General features: G+C 65.2%; 18 protein-coding genes and 1 tRNA gene. 14 read left to right on the forward strand and 5 right to left on the reverse strand.

The features are described 5' to 3' along the window. Positions 1-21: 21 nt before the first annotated feature. Both EXV95_RS23080 and radC read right to left on the reverse strand, forming a co-directional pair. Positions 22-804 (reverse strand): Smr/MutS family protein, encoded by a 783-nt coding sequence (locus EXV95_RS23080; RefSeq protein WP_255485035.1) that lies wholly within the window; start codon positions 802-804, stop codon positions 22-24. Between the two features lie 152 nt (positions 805-956). Further along, a complete protein-coding gene (gene radC, locus EXV95_RS23085) occupies positions 957-1,670 on the reverse strand; it encodes a DNA repair protein RadC (RefSeq protein WP_176888655.1) in 714 nt (237 codons plus the stop codon). Positions 1,671-1,760: 90 nt separating this feature from the next. Between radC and EXV95_RS23090 the strand changes: the two genes are divergently transcribed. Both EXV95_RS23090 and ispH read left to right on the forward strand, forming a co-directional pair. Then, the gene (locus EXV95_RS23090) at positions 1,761-2,225 is read left to right on the forward strand and encodes a peptidylprolyl isomerase (protein ID WP_121507311.1); all 465 of its coding nucleotides are present in this window, start codon (positions 1,761-1,763) and stop codon (positions 2,223-2,225) included. Next, the gene (gene ispH, locus EXV95_RS23095; RefSeq protein ID WP_121421015.1) at positions 2,225-3,220 is read left to right on the forward strand and encodes a 4-hydroxy-3-methylbut-2-enyl diphosphate reductase; all 996 of its coding nucleotides are present in this window, start codon (positions 2,225-2,227) and stop codon (positions 3,218-3,220) included. Before EXV95_RS23090 ends, ispH begins: the two co-directional genes overlap by 1 nt. 133 nt (positions 3,221-3,353) lie before the next feature. Here ispH and EXV95_RS23100 read toward each other — a convergent pair whose 3' ends face one another. Beyond that, complete coding sequence (locus EXV95_RS23100) at positions 3,354-4,082, reverse strand: HPP family protein (protein ID WP_176888656.1); 729 nt, start codon at positions 4,080-4,082, stop codon at positions 3,354-3,356. Positions 4,083-4,250: 168 nt separating this feature from the next. Between EXV95_RS23100 and EXV95_RS23105 the strand changes: the two genes are divergently transcribed. The 4 genes from EXV95_RS23105 (at position 4,251) to mnmH (ending at position 8,887) form a co-directional block, all read left to right on the forward strand. Continuing rightward, a complete protein-coding gene (locus tag EXV95_RS23105) occupies positions 4,251-5,192 on the forward strand; it encodes a threonine/serine dehydratase (protein WP_176888657.1) in 942 nt (313 codons plus the stop codon). A gap of 32 nt (positions 5,193-5,224) precedes the next feature. After that, positions 5,225-6,559, forward strand: a complete 1,335-nt coding sequence (gene serS / locus EXV95_RS23110) for a serine--tRNA ligase (protein WP_176888658.1) — start codon at positions 5,225-5,227, stop codon at positions 6,557-6,559. A gap of 142 nt (positions 6,560-6,701) precedes the next feature. Further along, positions 6,702-7,772 carry a selenide, water dikinase SelD gene (gene selD, locus EXV95_RS23115; protein ID WP_176888659.1) on the forward strand — a complete coding sequence of 357 codons (1,071 nt, stop codon included), beginning with the start codon at positions 6,702-6,704 and terminating at the stop codon, positions 7,770-7,772. Positions 7,773-7,774: 2 nt separating this feature from the next. Continuing rightward, a complete protein-coding gene (mnmH, locus tag EXV95_RS23120; protein ID WP_176888660.1) occupies positions 7,775-8,887 on the forward strand; it encodes a tRNA 2-selenouridine(34) synthase MnmH in 1,113 nt (370 codons plus the stop codon). Positions 8,888-9,180: 293 nt separating this feature from the next. On the opposite strand, the gene EXV95_RS23125 is transcribed toward mnmH, so the two are convergent. Further along, the gene (locus EXV95_RS23125) at positions 9,181-10,107 is read right to left on the reverse strand and encodes a LysR family transcriptional regulator (RefSeq protein WP_176888661.1); all 927 of its coding nucleotides are present in this window, start codon (positions 10,105-10,107) and stop codon (positions 9,181-9,183) included. Between the two features lie 111 nt (positions 10,108-10,218). On the opposite strand from EXV95_RS23125, the gene EXV95_RS23130 reads away from it, so the two are divergent. Further along, the gene (locus EXV95_RS23130) at positions 10,219-11,424 is read left to right on the forward strand and encodes an alpha-hydroxy acid oxidase (RefSeq protein ID WP_176888662.1); all 1,206 of its coding nucleotides are present in this window, start codon (positions 10,219-10,221) and stop codon (positions 11,422-11,424) included. A gap of 104 nt (positions 11,425-11,528) precedes the next feature. Here EXV95_RS23130 and EXV95_RS23135 read toward each other — a convergent pair. Beyond that, a tRNA-Ser gene (locus EXV95_RS23135) sits at positions 11,529-11,618 on the reverse strand. 232 nt (positions 11,619-11,850) lie between these two features. On the opposite strand from EXV95_RS23135, the gene EXV95_RS23140 reads away from it, so the two are divergent. From EXV95_RS23140 to EXV95_RS23170, 7 genes are all read left to right on the forward strand, one after another. After that, positions 11,851-12,471 carry a hypothetical protein gene (locus EXV95_RS23140; protein WP_176888663.1) on the forward strand — a complete coding sequence of 207 codons (621 nt, stop codon included), beginning with the start codon at positions 11,851-11,853 and terminating at the stop codon, positions 12,469-12,471. A 110-nt stretch (positions 12,472-12,581) separates the two neighbouring features. Beyond that, entirely contained in the window at positions 12,582-13,199 is a 618-nt protein-coding gene (locus EXV95_RS23145) for a hypothetical protein (RefSeq protein ID WP_176888664.1), read from the forward strand. Positions 13,200-13,317: 118 nt separating this feature from the next. Next, positions 13,318-16,236 carry a hypothetical protein gene (locus tag EXV95_RS23150; RefSeq protein WP_176888665.1) on the forward strand — a complete coding sequence of 973 codons (2,919 nt, stop codon included), beginning with the start codon at positions 13,318-13,320 and terminating at the stop codon, positions 16,234-16,236. Then, positions 16,233-16,874 (forward strand): tail fiber protein, encoded by a 642-nt coding sequence (locus tag EXV95_RS23155; RefSeq protein ID WP_176888666.1) that lies wholly within the window; start codon positions 16,233-16,235, stop codon positions 16,872-16,874. Before EXV95_RS23150 ends, EXV95_RS23155 begins: the two co-directional genes overlap by 4 nt. A 42-nt stretch (positions 16,875-16,916) precedes the next feature. Further along, entirely contained in the window at positions 16,917-18,332 is a 1,416-nt protein-coding gene (locus tag EXV95_RS23160) for a hypothetical protein (protein ID WP_176888667.1), read from the forward strand. Further along, entirely contained in the window at positions 18,319-19,176 is an 858-nt protein-coding gene (locus tag EXV95_RS23165) for an FkbM family methyltransferase (RefSeq protein ID WP_255484847.1), read from the forward strand. The genes EXV95_RS23160 and EXV95_RS23165 overlap by 14 nt, the downstream gene beginning before the upstream one ends. Beyond that, complete coding sequence (locus EXV95_RS23170) at positions 19,177-21,483, forward strand: glycosyltransferase family A protein (RefSeq protein ID WP_176888669.1); 2,307 nt, start codon at positions 19,177-19,179, stop codon at positions 21,481-21,483. Positions 21,484-21,494: the final 11 nt, after the last annotated feature.

Consider the following 21,494-nt stretch of genomic DNA (forward strand, 5'->3'; position numbering starts at 1 on the left):
TTGCCCCTAAAGCGCTAGACGCTATTTTTGCAACATTTTTCGCGCGGAACGGAGCAGCACCACCAAGGCACCTGCTCCACCTTCATCCCCCCGGGCTTGCACAAAGGCCAGGACTTCGTTCTTCTGAACCAGCCAGCTGTGCACCCGGCCTTTGAGGACCGGGCTCTTTCCCGGTGAGCCCAGGCCCTTGCCGTGCACCACGCGCACGCAGCGCAGGCCGGTCTTGTGGGCGTGGCGGATGAAGTCGCCCAGCGCCTCGCGCGCCTCGTCCACGCGCAGGCCGTGCAGGTCCAGCTGGCGCTGGATGCTCCAATGGCCCGCGCGCAGGCGGCTCGTCACTTCCACGCCGATGCCGGGGCGGCGGAAGCTCAACTGGTCGTCCGTGTCCAGCAGCGTGGTCACGTCAAAGTCGTCGCTGATGGATTCGCGCAGCACGCGCTCTTCATCCAACCAGTGCTGCACGGGCAGCGGCGGGGGCTGGTGCTTGCGCAACCGCGCCACGTTGGGGTTGCGCAGTGGCGTGACGGGGCCCACGCTGCGGCTGAAGAGGTGGCGCTCGGCCTCGGCCCGGGCGGCGGCTTCGCGCTGGGCTTTCTCCTCGGCCTCGCGGCGTTCCTGATCCTCGCGCAGGCGGCGGGCCACGGTGGCCAGGTCCTGCAGCTGGGTGATGCGTTCGCCTGCCCGGCGAGGGGCAGGTGGTGCGCGGCGTCGGGGCGGTGCCGGGTTGTCACCGATGGCGGGCGGCGCGGGGGCATGACGGACAGGCCGCATCGCCGCCTTGGCCGCAGCCTTCTTGTCGGCCAAACCTGCGCGCCGGGCGGACCGGGGCACGGCGGTGGTGGTGGGGGCAGGGGCAGGCTGGGCGGCGCCCATAGGGCCTTCGGGGCCGCGCGTAGCGCGTGCCAGTGCGGCGTGCAATGCCGTCGTCGGGTGGGCCGGTGCGGGCGCAGGCGCAGTCACACCAGGCCCTTTTCGGCCATCGACAGCGCCTGGCCGGGCGCCACGATCACATGGTCCAGCACGCGCACGTCCACCAGTGCCAGCGTGGTCTTCAGGGTCTGGGTCAGCGCCTCGTCGGCGCGGCTGGGCTCCACGCTGCCACTGGGGTGGTTGTGGGCCAGCACCACGGCGGCCGCCTGGTGGTGCAGGGCGCGCAGCACCACCTCGCGCGGGTACACGCTGGTCTGCGTGAGGGTGCCACGAAACAGCTCCTCCAGCGCCAGCAGGCGGTTTTGTGCATCGAGGAACAGCACCGCAAACACCTCGTGCCCCTTGGCCGCCAGGTGCAGTTGCAGGTAGTGCTTGACGGTATCGGGCGAGTCGAACACCTCGCGTTCGCGCAGCTGCTGGGCCAGTGCGCGGCGGGCCAGCTCCAGCACCGCCACCAGCTCGGCGCGCTTGGCGGGGCCCAGGCCCTTGATGCGCACCAGGTCGGACGCGCTGGTGTGCAGCAGGCCGGCAATGCCGCCAAAGCCGCCGGTGATGGCGCCCGTGTCCGGGTCGATGCCGGGCGGGTCCAGCAGCTCCTGCGCCATCTGCAGCACGCCCTTGCCCACGATCCCCGTGCGCAGCAGGATGGCCAGCAGCTCGGCATCGGCCAGGGCGGCGGGGCCTCGCGCCAGCAGTTTTTCGCGGGGCTGGGCGTCGGCGGGCAGGTCTTTGAGGGGCATGGCGCGAGGGTCTTTGACGCCTGTCAGGGAGTGACGGGCGTAGGGCTTTGCCCGGTTTTCTACAATGCAGGCCAGTTTATCGGGACTTTCATGACCTCTATCGATGCCTCCGTTCCCACCGTCCAGCCGGGCTCTTTCCTCACCTTGCATTACCGTCTGGCGGGCCCTGCAGGCGATGTGATCAACACCTTTGCCGACAAACCCGCCACCCTGTCGCTGGGCACGGGCGAGTTGTCGCCCGCCATGGAGCAGCGCCTGCTGGGCCTGGCGGAGGGCACGCGCACCACGTTCGAGCTGCCTGCGGGCGAGGCCTTTGGCGAGCGCAACCCCGACATGCAGCAGTGGGTGGCGCGCAAGCTGATGAACGAGCTGGGCGACCCCGACGAAAAGTACAACGTGGGCGACGTGGTGCAGTTCCCCACGCCCGACGGCCAGGGCAGCTACGCGGGGGCCGTGATGCAGGTGCGTGACGACGGCGCCGTGCTGTTCGACTTCAATCACCCTCTGGCGGGCCAGCCGGTGACCTTTGAAGTGCAGCTGATCGGGATCCTGTGATGCAGGCGCCGCAAGAGATCCTGCTTGCCGAGCCGCGCGGGTTTTGCGCAGGGGTGGACCGCGCCATCGAGATCGTGGAGCGCGCCATCCAGAAGTTTGGCGCCCCCATCTACGTGCGCCACGAGATCGTGCACAACACCTACGTGGTGAACGACCTCAAGGCCAAGGGCGCGATCTTCATCGAAGAGCTGTCGGACGTGCCGCCCGGCGCCACGCTGGTCTTCAGCGCCCACGGCGTGAGCAAGGCCGTGCAGCAAGAGGCCGTGGCGCGTGGCTTCAGCATTTTTGACGCCACCTGCCCGCTGGTGACCAAGGTGCACGTCGAAGTGGCCAAGCTCGCCAAAGAGGGCTACGAGTTCATCATGATCGGCCACAAGGGCCACCCCGAGGTCGAGGGCACCATGGGCCAGCTCGACCATGGCATCCACCTGGTGGAAGACGTGGAAGATGTGGCCCGTGTGCAGCCCGCGCAGACCGAGAAGCTGGCCGTGGTCACGCAGACCACGCTGAGTGTGGACGACGCTGCTGAAATCTCGGCCGCCGTGCGGGCGCGCTTTCCCAGCGTGCGCGAGCCCAAGCAGCAGGACATCTGCTACGCCACCCAGAACCGCCAGGATGCCGTCAAGGTGCTGAGTCCGCAGGTGGATGTGGTGATCGTGGTGGGGAGCCCCACCAGCTCCAACAGCAACCGCCTGCGCGAGCTGGCCGCCAAGCTGGGCACCACCGCCTACATGGTGGACAGCGCCGACGAGCTGAAGGGCGAATGGTTTGACGGCCTCGCCCGCGTGGGGCTGACCGCCGGAGCCTCGGCGCCGGAAATTCTGGTGCAGCAGGTCATCGACCGCATCAAGGCGCTGGGCGCTGTGTCGGTACGCACCATGGCGGGCATCGAGGAAACCATCAAGTTCCCGCTGCCCAAGGGGCTCAAGATCGACGCGACCACCGGCTTGAGCATCACCGAGCGCACGCCAGAGACCGGGCCTGCGGGGCATTGATCTGGGGCAGCGGGCGCCTCATGGGAAGGTGTTCGTTTGTTTTTGCTTCTTAATTGATAGCTGTTAGCGCTTGATGGATAAGCGCTGGGGCCTGATTTGAATCCTGTTTTGTCGCCGTGCAGGATGGGTTGCGCTACAGCGCCATCGCGGGCCCGCTCCACAAATCCAGCGGTGGGTCCGCCGCCACCGCGCGCAGGATGTCGGTGCGGGAGATAAAACCCGACAGCACGCCCACCTCGTCCGTCACCGGCAGGCCGGGCAGGCCCGTGTCCAGCAGCACGGCGGCCACGCGGCGCAGCTCGGTGTCGGGCGACACGGTGGGCACGGGGCTCACCATCACTTCGGATACCGGGCGGCGCGCCAGGTCGATGGCCTGCTTGACGGCACCGGGCTCGGGCAGCAGGTCCAGCGGCGCCATGTCGGCCCGCAGCAGCAGGCCAATCACGCGGCCCAGCGCATCCACGACCGGCGCCTGCGCCACCTTATGCTCGGCCAGGGTCTGCCAGGCATCGTTCACGCGCACACCGGGCGCCACACTCACGCCACCGGTGGTCATCACGTCGCTCACCTTGGTCAGCGGCTGGCGGGCGGTGGCCTGGGGGCCTTGTTCGGTTTGCGCATAGGCGCTCACGGCGTCGTGCATGCGCAGGTTGACGATGGCGGCAGGTGCGGCAGCGCTGGCATGGGCCGCAGTGGGACGGGGCGAGGCCGTGAAGATGGGCCCCGGCTGACCATCTTGCGCGTCCATGGCCCGCGTGCGCAGGGCCTGCGGGCGCTGCACGCTGCGCACCGCAGAAATACGCGCCAGGTTTTCGGGTCCACCCCGGTACATCTGGCCCGACGGGCCGAACACAAAGAACATGCTTTTTCTCCTGCGCGCAAGCCGACCACCGCGTTGGGGTGGGGGCTGCTCTGCCCATGTTATCGGCAGTTGTGCGGCGCGCGTGCAGTCAGCGTTGTGTCTGCATGTTGCGGGCAACCCCTACACTGCCCCTTCTTTTGACCCCACCAGCTTCACCGGAGCCCCTGCATGATCGACCGCGCCGCCATCGCCGCCGCCCGCCACCAACTGGCCACCCAGCCTGATTTTTTGCGCACCACGCCGCTGATGCGCGTTTCTGGCAAATCCCTGGGCGTGGATTGCGCCGAGGTCTGGCTCAAGCTGGAGCACCTGCAGGTGGGCGGCAGCTTCAAGGCGCGCGGCATGTTGTACCGCCTGCTGGCCAACCCGGTGCCCGAGAGTGGTGTGATCATTGCCTCAGGCGGCAACGCCGGAATTGCCGTCGCTGCTGCCGCCAAGGCGCTGGGTGTGCGCTGCGAGGTGTTTGTGCCCGAGGTGTCGCCCGAGGCCAAGCGCGCCCGGCTGCGCGCGCTGGGCGCCGAGGTGGTCGTCACCGGCGCTGCCTATTCACAAGCCTTCGAGGCCTGCGTGGCCCGCCAGAAGGCCACCGGCGCGCTGCAGGCCCACGCCTACGACCAGCCCGAGGTGGTGGCCGGTGCAGGCACCTTGGCACTGGAGATGGAAGAGCAGGGTGGCCGTCTGCCCGACACGGTGCTGGTCAGTGTGGGCGGCGGTGGCCTCATCGGCGGTGTGGCCGCGTGGGTGGAGAGCCGCGCCCATGTTGTTGCGTTGGAGCCAGAACTTGCGCCCACCCTGCACGCGGCGCGCGCCGCAGGCCAGCCGGTGGATGTGGACGTGGGTGGCGTGGCCGCTGATTCCCTCGGCGCGCGCCGCATCGGCGCCATTGGCTGGGAGGTCAGCCAGCGCCATGTGCACGATGCCCTGCTGCTGCGCGACGACGCCATCCGCGCCGCCCAGCTGTGGCTGTGGAAAGAGCTGAAACTGGCCGTGGAGCCCGCTGCCGCGCTGGGTTTGGCGGCGTTGCAGATCGGTGCCTACAAGCCCCAGCCGCAGGAAACGGTGGCCCTCATTCTCTGCGGCGCCAACTTCGACCCGGCAATCCTTGCCTGAGCCCAGTCCGACCACCCCTTTAAAATCCAGCCATGCTTGACATTCTTCTCCTCCGCAAAGACCTCGACACCGCCATCGCGCGGCTGGAAACCCGCAAAAAGCCCCAGGCCTTCCTGGACGTCTCCGCATTCCAGGCCCTGGAGTCCGAACGCAAGACGCTGCAGACCCGCACCGAAGAGCTGCAGGCTCAGCGCAACCAGCTGTCCAAGCAGGTCGGCATGCTGATGAGCCGGGGCGACAAGGATGGTGCCGAAGCCATCAAGGCCCAGGTGGCCGCAGGCAAGGTGGAACTGGAGCAATCCGCTGCCCGCCTGGAACAGATCCAGGCCGAGCTGCTGGCCATGCTGGTGGCTGTGCCCAACCTGCCACACGAATCCGTGCCCGTGGGCAGCGATGAAGCGGGCAACGTGGAAGTGCGTCGCTGGAGTCCTGACGAAAAAGGCCCGCGCACCTTTGATTTCGAGGTGAAAGACCATGTTGACGTAGGTACCCCGCTGGGGCTCGATTTCGACATGGGCGTCAAGCTCTCGGGCTCGCGCTTCACCGTGATGAAGGGGCCCATTGCCCGCCTGCACCGTGCCCTCAGCCAGTTCATGCTGGACGTGCAGACGCAAGAGCACGGCTACACCGAGTGCTATGTGCCCTACGCTGTGAATGCCGATTCCCTCAAGGGTACCGGCCAGCTGCCCAAGTTTGAAGGCGATCTGTTTGCCGCCAAGAAGGGCGGCCAGGACGGCGAGCCTGTGCCGGACAACGCTGCGCTGTACCTGATCCCCACCAGCGAAGTACCGCTGACCAACTTTGTGCGCGACGTGGTAGTGGCCGAATCCGACCTGCCCATCAAGCTCACGGCCCACACGCCGTGCTTCCGTTCTGAGGCTGGCAGCTACGGCCGCGACACGCGCGGCATGATCCGCCAGCACCAGTTCGACAAGGTCGAGATGGTGCAGATCGTGCATCCCGACAAGAGCTACGAAGCGCTGGAAGAAATGACCCGCCACGCAGAGACCGTCCTGCAGAAGCTGGGCCTGCCCTACCGCGTGATGAGCTTGTGCACCGGCGACATGGGCTTTGGCGCCGCCAAGACCTACGACCTGGAAGTGTGGCTGCCCGCACAGAACACTTACCGCGAGATCAGCTCGGTGAGCAACTGCGAAGCTTTCCAGGCACGCCGCCTGCAGGCCCGTTTCAAGAACGCACAAGGCAAAAACGAACTGCTGCACACCCTGAACGGCTCTGGTCTGGCCGTGGGCCGCACGCTGGTGGCGGTGCTGGAAAACTATCAGCGTGCGGACGGAACCGTCGAGGTTCCGGCCGTTCTCCGTCCCTACATGGGCGGAGTGTCGGAGCTGACACCCGCGGCCTGACCGGCCTACGTGTTGCGCCCCGGATCGGCTTTGGCCGGGCGCACCCCGCAGGGCCTGCCCACGCAAATCAAATGCGCGGGCAGGCCCTGTTGTTTTTGCGGCCCCGCAATGGTTGTGGGCGCCGATTCGGGACAATGCGGCCATGACTTCTCCCGACACCCCTCCTGGCATCGCCTCCCCCAGCATCCCCATCCGTCTCACCCAATACAGCCACGGTGCAGGCTGTGGCTGCAAGATCAGCCCCAAGGTGCTTGACGTGATCCTGGCGGGCAGCGGCGCCCAGAACCTGGACCCCCGCCTTTGGGTGGGCAATGCGTCACGGGACGATGCTGCCGTGTACGCACTGGACGACGAACGCGGTGTGGTGTCCACCACCGACTTTTTCATGCCCATCGTGGACGACCCGTTCGACTTCGGGCGTATTGCAGCCACCAACGCCATCAGTGACATCTATGCCATGGGTGCAGACCCCCTGATGGCCATTGCCATCCTGGGTTGGCCGGTGAATGTGCTGCCGCCCGAGGTGGCACGCGAGGTGGTACGTGGCGGACGCGCGGTGTGCGACGCTGCAGGCATTCCGCTGGCCGGCGGGCATTCGATAGATGCGCCGGAGCCCATCTTCGGGCTGGCCGTGACGGGCGTGGTGGAAAAACGCCACCTCAAGCGCAACGACACCGCCACGGCGGGCTGCCGCCTGTACCTGACCAAGCCGCTGGGGATCGGCATCCTCACCACCGCAGAAAAAAAGGCCAAGCTGCGGCCCGAGGACGTAGGCCGCGCGCGCGACCTGATGTGCACCCTCAACCAGCCCGGCAGCCGTTTTGGCAAGTTGCCGGGCGTCATGGCCATGACCGACGTCACGGGCTTTGGCTTGCTGGGCCACCTGGTCGAGATGGCCGAGGGCAGTGGTCTGACGGCGGTCCTTGACTACGCCGCCGTACCGCGCCTGAGCGGCGTGGAGTACTACCTGGCCGAAGGCTGCGTGCCCGGCGGCACCCAGCGCAACTTCGACAGCTATGGCGCCAGGATTGCGCCGCTGGACGACACGCAGAAGCAACTGTTGTGCGACCCACAGACCAGCGGCGGCTTGTTGGTTGCCGTGGCACCCGAAGGCGAGAGCGATTTTCTGCGGATGGCGGCTGGGTGCGGCTTGCAGCTGGCGCCCATCGGCCACTTGACCGCGCGACAGGCCTTCACTGTCGTTTTGGGCTGACCATGGAGAACCTGGCCGACTACCGGCACATCTTTCTGAACGATGTGCCCATGATGGATGTGCGTGCACCCGTGGAGTTTGCCCAGGGGGCTTTCCCTGCAGTGGTCAACCTACCCTTGATGGACGATGCCGAGCGACAGCAGGTGGGCACCTGCTACAAGCAGCGGGGCCAGCAGGCGGCCATTGCGCTGGGGCACACGCTGGTGTCCGGCGACATCAAGCGGGCGCGCATCCAGGCCTGGGCCGAGTTTGCACGGGCCCATCCGCAGGGCGTGCTCTATTGTTTTCGCGGCGGCTTGCGCTCCCAGATCGTCCAGCAGTGGCTGCAGACCGAAGCGGGCATCGACTACCCCCGTGTGATCGGTGGCTACAAGGCCATGCGCACCTTCCTGCTGCAGACCACGCAGGCTGCCGCGCAGGAATGCCGGTTTGTAGTGCTTGGCGGGCTCACGGGCACCGGCAAGACCGAGTTGATTGAACAGCTGGCCAGCGGACTTGACCTGGAGCGGCACGCGAACCACCGGGGCTCCAGCTTTGGCCAGCGTGTGAGCGGCCAGCCCGCGCAGATTGATTTCGAGAACCAGCTGGCCATCGACATCCTCAAGAAGCGCGCGGCAGGGCAGCGGCTGTTCGTCGTCGAGGACGAGGGCCGGCATGTGGGGTGCTGCGCTGTGCCGCTGGAGCTGAGGCTGTGCCTGGAGCAGGCCCCGATGGTTTATGTCGAGGAGCCCTTTGAAGCCAGGGTTGAGCGCATCCTGCGGGACTACGTGGTCGCGCAGTGCGCCGAGTTTTGTGCTGCGCAGGGCGAGGTGCAGGGGTTTGACGCCTTCTCTGCCCGCCTGCTGGAAAGCCTGGACAAACTGCACAAGCGCCTCGGGGGAGATCGTCACCAGCTGCTGCGGGCGACGATGCTCCGCGCCCTGGCCCAGCAGAAGGCGCTGGGCGATGCTGCGCAGCACCGCGACTGGATCACGGCGCTGCTGCGGTGTTACTACGACCCCATGTACGCCTACCAGCGCGAGAGCCGGGCTGACCGCATTGAGTTTCAAGGGGCATACGGTGAAGTCCTGGCGTATTTGCGGGAACGTGCCGGGCTCTCAAGCTGCCAGTCGTAGGGACCCTCTGCACGAATCACCGCGCCGTGTGCATCTGCGGCCTCGGGCGGTCTGTGGCGTTGCAAATACTCGCGCTAGCTACGGCTATTGCTGCGTTTTTGCGCCTTGCAGCCCATCCCGCTCCGCAGCGCCCACTTGCCGTTCAATTCGTGCAGAGGATCCCTAGGGATGTCCTGCATAACTCCCTGCGGTCTGTGATAGCGCGGTCTCGGGCAGTCCGCTGCGTTGCTTTTCTTGCCAATAGCCCGGCTATTGGCTGCCAAAAGACGCCTTGCGGCCCCACCCGATCCGCACTACCACCGACTCGCGAGGGTTATGCAGGACATCCCTAGCGCAGGCGACACCGAAAAGTCCACCTCTGCCTGCGCCAGGCGTTGCATGGCGGGGATCAGTGCCCGCGCATCACCTCGGCGCCACTGGAAGCTGTATTGCAGCGGCGCTAGTGGCGTGCGTGCGCCCGGGGCGCGTAAACCCAGCGGGCCCACCCACCCCGAGGGCAGAAACCCCACACCCACTCCTGCGCGCAGCATGCCCGCCACGGCCCCCAGGCTGTTGCACAGGATGTGCTCGCGGACGGTGACACCTTGCGCCAGCAACCAGTCGTCCAGCAGCCGCGTGGTGCCAGCGCCTGGCGGCAGCGTGACGAGGGGATACTGCTGCAGCAACGCTTTGATGCCCAGGCGGCTGGCGCCCGCCAGCCTGGGTGACAGGGCCCAGGCGAAGCGCGCGGCGCCCACGGGCTGAGATAGCAGTGTGCTGCGCGACGAGCGTCCTGCGATCACGGCGAAGTCCAGTTCGCCGTCGTCCAGGCGGCGCTCCAGCGCCCCGCCCACATCCACGCAAGGTTCCAGAGCCAGGCGTGGGTGCGTTCGCCGCACTGCCGCCACCAAGGTGGGCAGCCACGTGAGCGCAGAGAGGTCGCCCACGCCAAAACGGCAGCGGCCCGCAAGCTCCTCGCGGGAGCCCAGCGTATGGCCCAGCGCCGCCATGGCGTTGAGTACTTCCAGTGCGGCCGGCAGCAGACGCTCCCCCGCCTCGGTGAGCACGGCACGGTGCCCGCTGCGGTCGAACAGCGACTGGCCCAGCGTGGACTCCAGTTCGCTGATGCGTTTGGACAGCGACGAGACCGACAGGTGCACCCGCTCCGCTGCCGTGGCGAAATTGGCGCAGGTGGCCGCCCACCAGAAGGCTTCAAGTTGTTTGACCGAGGGATGGGGCATGTGCAGAGATATTGGCAAAAAGCGAACAAAGTCATTCTAAATATTCCGCTTTTATTCACTGATACGGAAATCTACAGTGGCGCTGATCCCTCAACGCAATGACCATCTGCCATGCCCGTCTCCACTGCTACGCCGTTTACCACCGCGCCGCGCTCGCCTGCTGTATTGCGCCGCATGCTGTCGCTGCACGACTTTGAGGACGCCGCGCGCAGGCGTCTGCCCCGGCCCATCTTCGGGTACATCGCCGGTGCGGCGGAGGACAACGCCTCGCTGCGCGACAACCGCGCGGCGTTTGGAGACTTTGCCTTCGTGACGCGGGTCCTGCGAGATGTATCGCAACGGTCGCAATCCGTCGAACTCTTTGGCGAACGCTACAGCAGCCCTTTCGGGATAGCGCCCATGGGCATCAATGCGCTGTCCACCTACCGGGGCGATCTTGTGCTGGCGCGTGCTGCACGGCGCATGGGCATTGCGTCTGTGATGAGCGGTACGTCGCTGATTCCGATGGAAGACGTGGCCCGCGACAGCCCGGGCACCTGGTTCCAGGCCTACCTACCTGGCGATCAGGCACGCATTGATGCGCTCATCGACCGCGTGGAGCGTGCGGGTTTTCGCACCCTCGTCGTCACAGTGGACATCCCTATCTCCGCCAACCGTGAGAACAACATCCGCACGGGTTTCTCCACACCCTTGCGCCCCAACCTGCGTCTGGCATGGGATGGCCTCGTTCGGCCGCGCTGGGTGGCGGGAACCTTTTTGCGCACGCTGCTGCGCCATGGCATGCCGCACTTTGAAAATTCGTTCGCCACGCGCGGTGCGCCCATTGTTTCTTCCACGGTCCTGCGCGACTTCTCGGCGCGCGACCATTTGAGCTGGCGCCACATTGAGGCCATTCGCCGCCGCTGGAAGGGGCCCTTGGTCGTGAAGGGTCTGCTCAGCGTGGAGGACGCGTTGCAGGCGCAGCGTGCCGGGGCCGATGGCGTGGTGTTGTCCAACCACGGAGGCCGCCAGCTCGACGGGGCCGTATCGCCCATGCGCGTGCTGGAAGACGTGGTCGAGGCCGTGGGCCCGAGTTACCCGGTGCTGGTGGATGGGGGCTTTCGGCGCGGCTCCGACGTGCTCAAGGCCATCGCGCTGGGTGCGCGCCTGGTTCTGGTGGGCCGACCGTTCAACTATGCAGCAGCCGTTGCCGGTGAAGCGGGGGTGCTCCACGCAATCACCCTGCTGCGCGATGAGGTCGATCGCAACCTCGCCATGCTCGGCGCCACGGGTTGCAGCGAACTGGGACCCCAGCACATCGCGCGCCAGAGAAGCTGAGGGATGGATTACAAGGGACGGCGGTGGTGTCGCCCTTGTCCGTTCACGATGCGCCAAAGAAAAAGCCCTGCGCTATCGATTAAATAGCATCAGGGCTTTGTCAGTGGCGGAGAGGGTGGGATTCGAACCCACGGTAGTGTTGCCACTACGCCTGATTTCGAGTCAGGTACATTCGACCACTCTGCCACCTCTCCTGTGTGTCGAAGCCTGCGAGTATAGCAAGTTTTTCAGGGACACCAGCGCCTCTCCCTATCTTTCACGCCAAATGCGGTCGCCTGCCGTGGGGCCAGCGCGCGCCGTCTGGTGGAGCTCCTGCCTGTAATTGCCTGTAATCGCTTTGCTTTGCGGGCCTGCCTACAGTCGCATCACTGCTTCAAAAACGCAGTGCCAAGCAACCCAGCGACAGGACATCAGGTAGGAGTCCCCATGGATATCAAGCTGCGATTTGTGAACCAGTCCCGCGACGGCAATAAGTCGGAGGTGGTGATGTATCAGAAGAACCAGCTCACCGGCATGGCCTCGCTGGCAATGGCCTGGAAGGTGATCCGGTTCTGCGGGCGTGACTGCTATCACCCCTTTGCTTTTCCGGCAGGTTTCGAGGTGGCTGTTGCCGATGAGTACGGCAATTTTTCACCCCGCATGGCCGCAGAAAACGGCCAGATGCTCCGGCTGGAGTCCACCGCATCGGGGGGACGGCGCCTGCGGCGTGCAGGGCAGGCCAGCGCATCCTCTGAAATCGATGTGCTCAACGACCTGGGCCAGGGCGCGGTCAATATCTGCGTCTTCAGAGATGGTCGGATGGTGGGCATGAAAACTGCCGTCACACCGGGCCAAAAGGCAGTTTTTCAATACCAGCCGGTGCTGTGGATTGGCGTGGCGTCCCAGGTTGCGCAGGGCTCGGCCATCAGCTCTGCTGTCATGAGCAATGCCAATACCGAGCTGTCGTTATTGGGCATCGCCAGCGCAGACATCGTGATGTCGGGCGGAGGGCCTGGCGAGGGCTCCACACCCTACGAATTCAATCTCGAAAACATCGTGCAGATCTGACCATCCGGGCAGGTCTGCATCCACAGAGTTCGCTTTTCGGGCTTCAAGGCCGAGGGGCAAACGGGCAACGCATGGCGTGTTGCCACCACTTTCACCAACAGGAGAAACTCATGGGCGTTCAACTCAATTTCATCAACAACTCCAACGACACGAACAACTCGGAGGTCGTGATATTCCAGAAGAATGTCGCCACCAATTTTGACGAACTGGCGGTGGCCTGGCAGGTCATCAAGTACTGTGGCCAGGGCGACAACCATCCGTTCACCTTCCCCATGGGCATGCAGGTGGGGGCCAGCGACAGCTACGGCAATTACACGCCGCAGCTGGATGCCCAGAACGGCGAGCTGTTCCAGATGTCCCTGACCACCTCTGGCGACCGGCTCGTGCGCGCAGGCAATGGCAGCAGCTCCAGGGAAGTGCAGGTGCTCAATGCGCTGCCCAAAGGCGCCATCAACGCCAGCTGCTACAAGGATGGGAAGCTCCTGGCCATCAAGACCTCGATCGCGCCCCAGCAAAAGGCAGTGTTCGAGTTCAAGCCCACCATCTGGATTGGCGTGGCCTCCCAGATCGTGCAGGGCCAGGTCATGAACTCGGCCATCATCTCCAACATCAACACCGAGCTGTCCCTCCTGGGCATTGCCAGCGCGGACATTGTGATGACGGGTGGCGGCCCTGGCGCCAACTCGACGCCGTTCGCGTTCAACCTCGAAAACATTGTGATGTGCTGAAGCGGTGCGTCGGTGCGGGGGGGGGCTGTTCAGCGCCCCCGCGCCGATGCTCCGCAGCCCTCGCCGTCCACCCAGGAAGCATGCTGTGAACGAAATGGTCCAAAGAAGATGGAGCGCCATGGATGGCTGCCTGATCTTCGACATCACCATCAACCGTGCACCCCACGACGATGTCCCTTCCTGTGTCAGCGTGTCCTGCAGTTCGGGGGAGTCGGAGCGCCAGCGGGTCACCGTCACCAGACACTGGCCCGCACAGCCATTTGAGTTCAGGTTTTCCTCGGGCTGCTATGTGTCGGGCTACCTGCAGCAAAAGACGCCGGTGCATATCGACGGCGTCCCCAATACGGCCATCTTTGCCGACATCCACTATGGAATGCGGGGGCAGGCGGATGACCGCCACTTTGAAGGCCTCATGGCAGCGTGCCCCATGCGTGGGCCCCTTCCGCCCCCTCAGCCTCCCAGTCCATTGCCGCCTGTTCCCACGCCGGTGCCGCCAGCCCCGCCGGTCGATCCCGTCGAGCCTCTGCCTGTCATCAATAGCCATCCGGAGGAGCTGTTTCCTTACGTGTACGTGCGCCGCTGGCCCAAGATCTCGGCCTCGGATCTTTTGCATGGCTTTGTCCAGTACGCCAGTGCCAGCCCTCCTTGCTGCAGTTTCTTTGAGGACCTGGTAGCGGCACGCGCCCAAGGCCGTGAAGCCGTGCAGTCACTGGCGCTGCGGTTCATTGACGGAGATGCCCCTTACCAGGGGCTCTTCATCGGAGACCTGGACCGCCTTCCCGGGCCCATGGGCCAGTTTGCGTCCTTGCTGGAGCAACTGCCCGCGCCTCATGACAAGCCGCTTGAGTGGCTGGCGACCGCCCGTGCGGAAGTCACGCAGTTGCTGCAGCGGTACGCCCTGACCTGGAGCTGTTTGGAGTCTGGAAACTACCTGCAGACCTTGGACAGGGTCTGGCAGAGTTACTTCGCCCTGGTCATCACCCTGGGGTATGACGCTGCCTTGCTGGATGGGTTGACCCGCACCTTGCAGATGGCCCATCTGATCGCGGTGGCATTGCAGCCCCAATCTCAGGGCATGGCGGCAGTCGGCGCCGCATCAGAGACGCCAGCGCCCTTGCAGCCGGCCCCCATCAGTGCCGCCCAGATTGCATTGCTGCGCGAGGCCACCGTGGTGCTGCCGGCCCAGGTTTTTCCTTTGCCCCCGGCCCGCACTGCAGAAAGATCTCCGCCCGTGGCCCCCGACGGTTGGATCGAGCCCTATGCCATTGGCGACTTGCAGATGGTGCGCCAGCGCCTTCTGCGCTACCAAAGCGGAGAGATCGCGCGCATAGAAAACGTGATGCGTGGTGAGCGCCGGGAGGTCACGCACAAACGCACCCACCGGCAAAAGGATGAGCAAAAGCAGACGCTGGCCGAGATGCAGGTCCTGCAGAACGATGCGGCGGACGAACGCAGCAATCTGCAGGAAGAGTCGCGCAAGACCGTGGCCGAGGCGACCGAGACCCACCAGTACAACAAGTTCACCAGCAGCTACGGCCCTCCCACGCAGGCCACCCTGGATGGTTCCTGGACCAAGGCCGTGCAGCAAGGCGCCAACCCGGGGCTGGACGACACCACCCGCTTTGCACGCGACATTCTGAACAAGACGGTCAACCGCATCAGCCGCAGTGTCAGCCACACGCGCTCCAGCAGCACGATGAGCCAGACCGAAGACGCGGTGGTCAGCCTGATCGACAACACCTCGGGCACCCAGAACATGCGCGCCGTGTTCCGCTGGGTGAACAAGGTGTACGAGGCGTGCGTTGTGAACTACGGCCAGCGGTTGATGATGGAGTTCATGGTGCGCCAGCCCGCAGCGGGCTTCATTGCGCATGAGCAGGCGCTGGCGGGGCAGGACTTCGCCAAGCCGCTGTCTCCGCTGCAAATGGGAGTGGCCACCTTCGAGGACGTCAAGGTGGACGGCCCGCGCAACTACGCACGGCTCGGGGCCTACTACGGTGTGCTGGATCTGGATCCGCCCCCGCTGGCAGAGCGCTGCGCCTCGGCCACCTTGCGCAACGGTGAAGAAAAGCAGATTGCCGTTCCCGCAGGGTACGGCGCTACCCAGGCCTTTGTCAGCTGGGTAGGAGCGTCCCCTGGCCAACAGGCGCCTGTCGTGCTGGTGGGGCGGCAAACCGTGACCCCTGGCGCTGCGGCCAGTCCCGTGGCGCTTCACGGAGAGGACGAAACCGTACCGGTGTCCGTGATGGACTATCCACCCGGCTTCTCGCCACCCGGCGACCAACCGTTGCAGGTCAACGTGGAGATCGGCTGCGCACCTTCCAGTCGATGCATGGACCAGTGGCGCATCCGTACCTACGCCAGCATCGTGCGTGGCTATCAGGAGCGGATGGCGGCATACCATGGCCGCGCCCAAGGCGGCGCGCCATCGTCTCCCGCACCGGCCTGTTCGCCGCTGGCCCGTCGGCAGATCGAGCAGCGTGAGTTGAAGAATGCCTGTCTGCGCCTGTTGCTGGAACGCCTGCTGACCCTGACTGGCATGTCCGCAGATGCCGCGTGGGGGTCTCCGCCATCGCAATTCATGGTCAATGAGCCCCGCTATCTGCAGTTCTTCGACGAAGTGCTGGAGTGGAATGAAATGGCCTACAGCTTCTATGCCAGCCCTGGCCTGGGCGCTGCGGGCGGGGTGCCGGAGCTGGGGAGCCTTGCGGCCGACGACGATGCCTTGTTCGCCAGTTTCTTGCAGGCTGGTCAGGCGCGCGTGCTGCTGCCCGTGCAGCCAGCGCATGTCCTGGCCTTTCTGTATTTTTATTCGGCGGGCATGCTCTGGAGCGCCCCGGATCGGCTTGCCCCCGTGAATCCGGACGACATCGCACTGGTCAACGACCTCAAGCATGCAGGGCCCCGGCAACAGAGTCCTGCGCACCGCCTGGGGCCGCGCTGGCAGGTGGTGGTGCCTACCTCCATGCAGGTGCTGGATGCGCCGGGCGACGAGGGGGGGGCGGACCTGCCCGCCCTTGGGGGGGCTGCACCATGATCGTGGTACCGGGGGCAGCCAGCCCCTTCTTCCGTCGGCCAGCTCTTGGCGACCTCCCCGTGGGTTCGGTGACGGCGTTTGCTGGCACGTTGGGGCCGCCCGACAGCGCGAGCCCTGCTGCTGCGGTGAGCCCAGCCGCATACACCACCAACCCCCTGGAGGCGTGGGGATGGATGGTTTGCGATGGCCGATCGTTGCCCTGTGTGGACTACCCCGAACTGTTTGCCGTGCTGGGCTACGTGTATGGCGGTGCTGACGACAACTTCAACATCCCCGACTACCGTGGTTACTTTCTTCGCGGTATTGGCACGGGCACCCGCAACGATCCGGACATCGACCAACGCAGCCAGCCGCCTGGCGGCCAGGGTGCGAGCGATGGTGTGGGTTCCATCCAGCCGTTTGCCGTACAGACGCATGAGCACACCTACAGCAGCGCACCAGCCCCTTCGGCCACCTCCCCCAGTGGAACAGCAGCAGGCGCGCCCAGCGTCGCCAGCACGCTGACCACGGGTGGTCCGGTTGCGGGCGCGGGCCAGGCGCAGGCGGTGCAGGTGAGCCCGAACGAGACGCGCCCCCTCAATGTGTACGTCAACTACCTCATCAAGTTCACCTACGGACTGCTCCCGCTTTTGAGATGACCGCGCACGTGTCCCCAGAACCCTTTCCAAGGAGAAAATTGCATGGCATACACCAACGTCCAATTCATCGGCTACGTGCTCGACACGGCGCCCCAGGTGAACCCCGATGGATCCAAGACCTATCTGGGGTTGAACGATCCAAAGCTCGACATTGAAGCGCGCTGCGATGTGATGTTGCGCGCCATGCAAACGGCCCGGGATGCGCTGCCGCAGGCGTCTCCACCGACACCCGAGGGGGAAACCCTGAAGGTCTTCATGGCCCCCGAGTTCTTTTTTCGAGGTGCCTCTGGGGCTTACCAGATGGATGATGTCCAGCTCGCCATCACCGCGCTGCAGCGCATGGCGGCCGATGACCAGTGGGTGGACTGGGTGTTTGTGTTCGGCACCATTTTGGGCGCGTCGTCGGCCACCCAGCAGACGCCTCCCTACGACATCGACCCACTCGCGAGCACCGAGATCTACAACTTTGCGCTGGTGCAGCAAGGTGGCGTGGCGGCACAGGGCGATGCGGGGGCGCGGATGGTGATGAAGGAGTTGATGTCGGGGGTTGATTTCATCGCCACTGCCGTGAATCCGGGCGGCCTGTTGCTGGGCGACGTGGAATACTGGCCTGCATCGACCGGTGGTGGACTGGGGCGTGAGCAGCAAGAGGTCAACTATGACGGTGCCGGCGTGTTCGAGTTGGCAGGCATCACCTGGGGGCTGGAGGTCTGCCTGGACCGTAGCGGCACGGTGCGCCGGCTGCAGAGGTCACCGCAATTGCCGGGCCAGAAGCTGATTCAGCTGCAGGTGGTGCCATCGTGTGGCATGGGCATACAGGCGCCGAGCGTGATCACGCAGGCGGGCGGCTATATCTTCAATTGCGATGGCTCGGGCGCGGCAAGCCACTCCACCTTGGTGCAGCAGGTGCCACCGTTGGCCAATGTGCCCATGCTGAGCAGTGCGCCGGTCAGCGATGCCGATGTCGCGCTGCAAAGCACCTCGCCGGTGGAGGATGTTGCTCTCAGTGCCCTGTACGCCAGGGGACCGGGCGTGGTCAATATCTATCCGGCACTGGCCTTGCCTGCACAGCAGGTGGTGGTCGGCAACATCGTGTGCCTCGACTGGCCCGCCAGCCCCGACTACCGTTTCATCTTCCAGCTGGTCTACAACAGCAGTGGCAGCTTCGTGACGCTGGTGTGCGAGATACGCAGCAAGAAGGCCAACTTCTACGGGAACAACTATTTCCTGCCGCTTTCGCTGCAGACGCAGGACTCCTGGAAACAGGATGTGCGCATCCAGATGACCTTGGCGGCGGGCAGCAGCCCCTATGCTGGTGCCGTGTGGTGCAAGATCAACGTGCCCGGATTCATCTTTGAAGGCAATGCCTTTGAGTTCAGTGCCACGTATGACGGCCCCGCGCCGTTCGCCATCTGGCAGTCCACGGACACGGATGGCCTGGCCAATGACAACCTGTGACCCTGGCGCCGAGAGCGCACTGCAAGCACTGAACGTGTCGGTGGGCCCGCAGGCCTTCCTGGTGCGTGCCAATGCGGCCCGGTGCGCGTTCTGGCACCGGGTGCAGGCCGGCGCATGGGAGCCGCAAACCTTCGAGGTCTTCCGGCGTTTTCTGCAACCAGACCGCTCCTACATTGACCTGGGTGCCTGGATCGGCCCTACGGTGCTCTATGGCGCGACGCTGTCGCGCAGCGTGCATGCCCTGGAGCCCGACCCGGTCGCCTTTGCAGAACTGGGCCGCAACGTGCAAGCCAACCCTGGACTGTGCGAAAAAATCCATCTGCACCCCTTCGGCATTGGCGCCGAGTCTGGCCCGCTGCAACTCTATGCCGGTGGCCTTTACTACGCAGGGCACAGCGAGTTCGGGGACAGCATGTCGGGCATGTTGGCCGCGCCGGATGTGCCTGGCCAGCCCTGCCACGAGGCGCGGGGTGTGGACATGGAACGTTTTCTGGACATGTACGCTGGAAACGACTGTAACTTCATCAAGATGGACATCGAAGGGGGTGAATACGCTGTGATTCCCGGCCTCTGGCGCCGCTTGTGGCGGTGGGGGCCTCCTACCCTGTGCGTGTCCTTCCATGCTCCGGAAATCGCCCGGCGCGAGTCCTTGGTGCGGCCCTGCATCGAAGAGCTGCTGCTGTGTTACCCGCGCTTTTATGCGGCTGCCGACACCAAGGCCGTTGCGCTCGAAGAACTGGCGGACGCGGTGCATGACTGGGCCGACGAAGCCCCTGGCAGCCCCTGGCGCAAGCTGGAAGCGCTGCTGGGAGCGGGCCTGGTGGCGACCAGTGAGGAGTGGTGAATGACTGCTGCACCAGATCGACAGATCCTGATTGGAGTGCATGTGACAGGGGGGGGCGAAGGCCTGGCCGCCACGCTGTCCAGTGTTTTCGAGAACACGCCGCTGCCCTTTGGGCTGCGGATATTGCCGGACAGTGCCGCCGTAGCCCAGGACCCGGATTTGCTGCAGTTGCGGCTTGCCCCTGCGTCTATGGTGCAGCGGCCCAGCCCGGCGCCGCCGGGGGCTGCTGCCTGTTTCAACCAACTGGTGAGCGAGCCTGCCGACATCTATGTGTTTCTGGAAAACGGCGTGCGGGTCTGCCCCGGCTGGCTGGAGCTGCTCTTGGCCGCGCTGGACAGCGACGCCAGCCATGGCTTGGCGGGCCCGTCCACCAACCGGGGATGGAACGAACAGGCCGTGGCGCCAGACTGTGGCGGCACCCAGGAAGCGCTGTGGGACCAGGCGGACACCTTGCTGGCTCGCTATGGCAATGCCTGCGTACCTCTGGCGCCCCTGCACAGCCTGGCGGACTTCTGCTACGTGGTGAAGAACGAGGTGGTGGCTGCTATCGGCGCGGCGGACACGGCGTACACGCAAGGCCCTTGCTGGGAGATGGACTACAACGTGCGCGCCGCCCGTGCCGGCTTCCTAGGCGTCTGGGTGCCGGGCGCCTTTGTACACCGTGCGCCCCGCTGCGCGGTGTTGTCACCTGTCCACGATGGACTGCTGGAGGCGAACAAACGGCTGTACCAGGACCGGTTCTGTGCCTGGCGCCGCGAGAGCCACCCGCAGGCACCGCCCTACCACGGCCACTGCGTGGGAGAGGATTGCCGCTACTTTGCGGTGCCCGAGCTGATGCGCATCTTCGTGCCACTGCCTGGCAAAGTGGAACCCGCACCACTGGCGCCTGCGGCCACTGCATCACCTTTGCTGAGCTGCGTCATGCCCACGCGGGGGCGTGCCGCCTTTGTTGCGCAGTCGATCCGCTACTTTCAGCGGCAAGACTATCCCGCGCTGGAACTCATCATCGTCTACGAGGATGAGTCCGACCTCCCTGCTGGCATTGATGACCCGCGCATCCGCTGCATCCGAATGCCAGGCCGCACCAGCATCGGCGCCAAGCGCAATGAAGCGGTCCGCGTGGCGCGGGGCGAACTGATCGCGCATTGGGACGATGACGACTGGTATGGCGCGCAGCGCCTGAGCCGCCAGGCCGCGCCCATTTTGCACAACCTGGCGGATGTCACCGGGCTCAATGACATGCTGTTCATGGCCCGGCCGCTGGCCGAATTCTGGGCGAGCAGCCGAGCACTGTTTCGCCGGTTGTTTGTAGAAAACGTGAGCGGTGGCACCCTGGTCTTCAGGCGCAGCCTGTGGGAGCGCCAGGGGCGGTACCCCGATACATCGCTGCGAGAGGATGCGGATTTCCTGCTGAAGATCTTGCGAGGCGGTGCGCGGCTGTGCCGCATTTCGGGGCGTTCGCTGTGCATTTATGTGCGCCACGATGGCAACACCTGGAAGTTCAAGGAAGGCCAATACTTGCAGCAGGCTGCCTGGACCCTGGTGTCTGCACCGGAATACCTGTCGCACGATGATCGTGATTTCTACTTTCCTGCAGCCCCTGATGGCACAGGCGGCACCGTTGGCGCTGTTGGCACAGAGGGCTCGCCGACGCCCGCGATGCCGCTGGTGTCGTGCATCATGCCCACCGCAGACCGGCGTGAGTTTGTGCCCCAGGCCATTCGGAACTTTCTGGCGCAGGACTATGAGCCCCGCGAACTGATCGTGCTGGACGACGGGCGCGACAGTGTCGCCGATCTGATCCCATCGCACGGCAGCATCCGATACCTGCGCCTGGACCGCAAATCCACCCTTGGTGCCAAGCGCAACATGGCCTGCGAGTTGGCGCGCGGCGAGGTGATTGCACACTGGGACGACGACGACTGGATGGCGCCCACCTGGCTCAGTTCGCAGGTCAAGGCCTTGCGCGGCCAGGGGGCCGACATCTGCGGCCTGGACAAGGTGTTCTTCTATGCGCCAGACGCGCGCCGGGCCTGGCAGTATGTGTATGACGGGCGCACACCCTGGGTGTGTGGGGGCACGCTGTGTTACCTGCGCGAGTTCTGGCGCAGTGCGCCGTTCGCCGATATCGATGTGGGGGAGGACAACGCTTTTGTCTGGTCGGTGCGGGACAAGCGCATTGCCACCAACCCGGACCAGCACCTGTATGTGGCCCGCGTCCACGACCGCAACACCAGCCCCAAAGACACCTGGAACCGGCGCTGGCACAGTTACCCGGTGGAGCATGTCGAGAGGCTCATTCGCTGACTCTGTTCAGG

This window comes from Acidovorax sp. JMULE5, from assembly GCF_013376875.1.
Taxonomy (GTDB): Bacteria; Pseudomonadota; Gammaproteobacteria; order Burkholderiales; family Burkholderiaceae_C; genus Acidovorax; species Acidovorax facilis.

What these genes read in the sequence shown, in the direction of transcription:
- EXV95_RS23130 (WP_176888662.1), top strand. Translation starts at nt 10,219, where the DNA reads ATGCCCGTCTCCACTGCTACGCCGTTTACCACCGCGCCGCGCTCGCCT.
- EXV95_RS23145 (WP_176888664.1), top strand. Translation starts at nt 12,582, where the DNA reads ATGGGCGTTCAACTCAATTTCATCAACAACTCCAACGACACGAACAAC.
- radC (WP_176888655.1), bottom strand. Translation starts at nt 1,670, where the DNA reads ATGCCCCTCAAAGACCTGCCCGCCGACGCCCAGCCCCGCGAAAAACTG.
- EXV95_RS23160 (WP_176888667.1), top strand. Translation starts at nt 16,917, where the DNA reads ATGGCATACACCAACGTCCAATTCATCGGCTACGTGCTCGACACGGCG.
- ispH (WP_121421015.1), top strand. Translation starts at nt 2,225, where the DNA reads ATGCAGGCGCCGCAAGAGATCCTGCTTGCCGAGCCGCGCGGGTTTTGC.
- EXV95_RS23100 (WP_176888656.1), bottom strand. Translation starts at nt 4,082, where the DNA reads ATGTTCTTTGTGTTCGGCCCGTCGGGCCAGATGTACCGGGGTGGACCC.
- EXV95_RS23150 (WP_176888665.1), top strand. Translation starts at nt 13,318, where the DNA reads ATGGATGGCTGCCTGATCTTCGACATCACCATCAACCGTGCACCCCAC.
- EXV95_RS23155 (WP_176888666.1), top strand. Translation starts at nt 16,233, where the DNA reads ATGATCGTGGTACCGGGGGCAGCCAGCCCCTTCTTCCGTCGGCCAGCT.
- serS (WP_176888658.1), top strand. Translation starts at nt 5,225, where the DNA reads ATGCTTGACATTCTTCTCCTCCGCAAAGACCTCGACACCGCCATCGCG.
- EXV95_RS23140 (WP_176888663.1), top strand. Translation starts at nt 11,851, where the DNA reads ATGGATATCAAGCTGCGATTTGTGAACCAGTCCCGCGACGGCAATAAG.
- EXV95_RS23090 (WP_121507311.1), top strand. Translation starts at nt 1,761, where the DNA reads ATGACCTCTATCGATGCCTCCGTTCCCACCGTCCAGCCGGGCTCTTTC.
- selD (WP_176888659.1), top strand. Translation starts at nt 6,702, where the DNA reads ATGACTTCTCCCGACACCCCTCCTGGCATCGCCTCCCCCAGCATCCCC.
- EXV95_RS23170 (WP_176888669.1), top strand. Translation starts at nt 19,177, where the DNA reads ATGACTGCTGCACCAGATCGACAGATCCTGATTGGAGTGCATGTGACA.
- EXV95_RS23165 (WP_255484847.1), top strand. Translation starts at nt 18,319, where the DNA reads ATGACAACCTGTGACCCTGGCGCCGAGAGCGCACTGCAAGCACTGAAC.
- EXV95_RS23125 (WP_176888661.1), bottom strand. Translation starts at nt 10,107, where the DNA reads ATGCCCCATCCCTCGGTCAAACAACTTGAAGCCTTCTGGTGGGCGGCC.
- mnmH (WP_176888660.1), top strand. Translation starts at nt 7,775, where the DNA reads ATGGAGAACCTGGCCGACTACCGGCACATCTTTCTGAACGATGTGCCC.
- EXV95_RS23105 (WP_176888657.1), top strand. Translation starts at nt 4,251, where the DNA reads ATGATCGACCGCGCCGCCATCGCCGCCGCCCGCCACCAACTGGCCACC.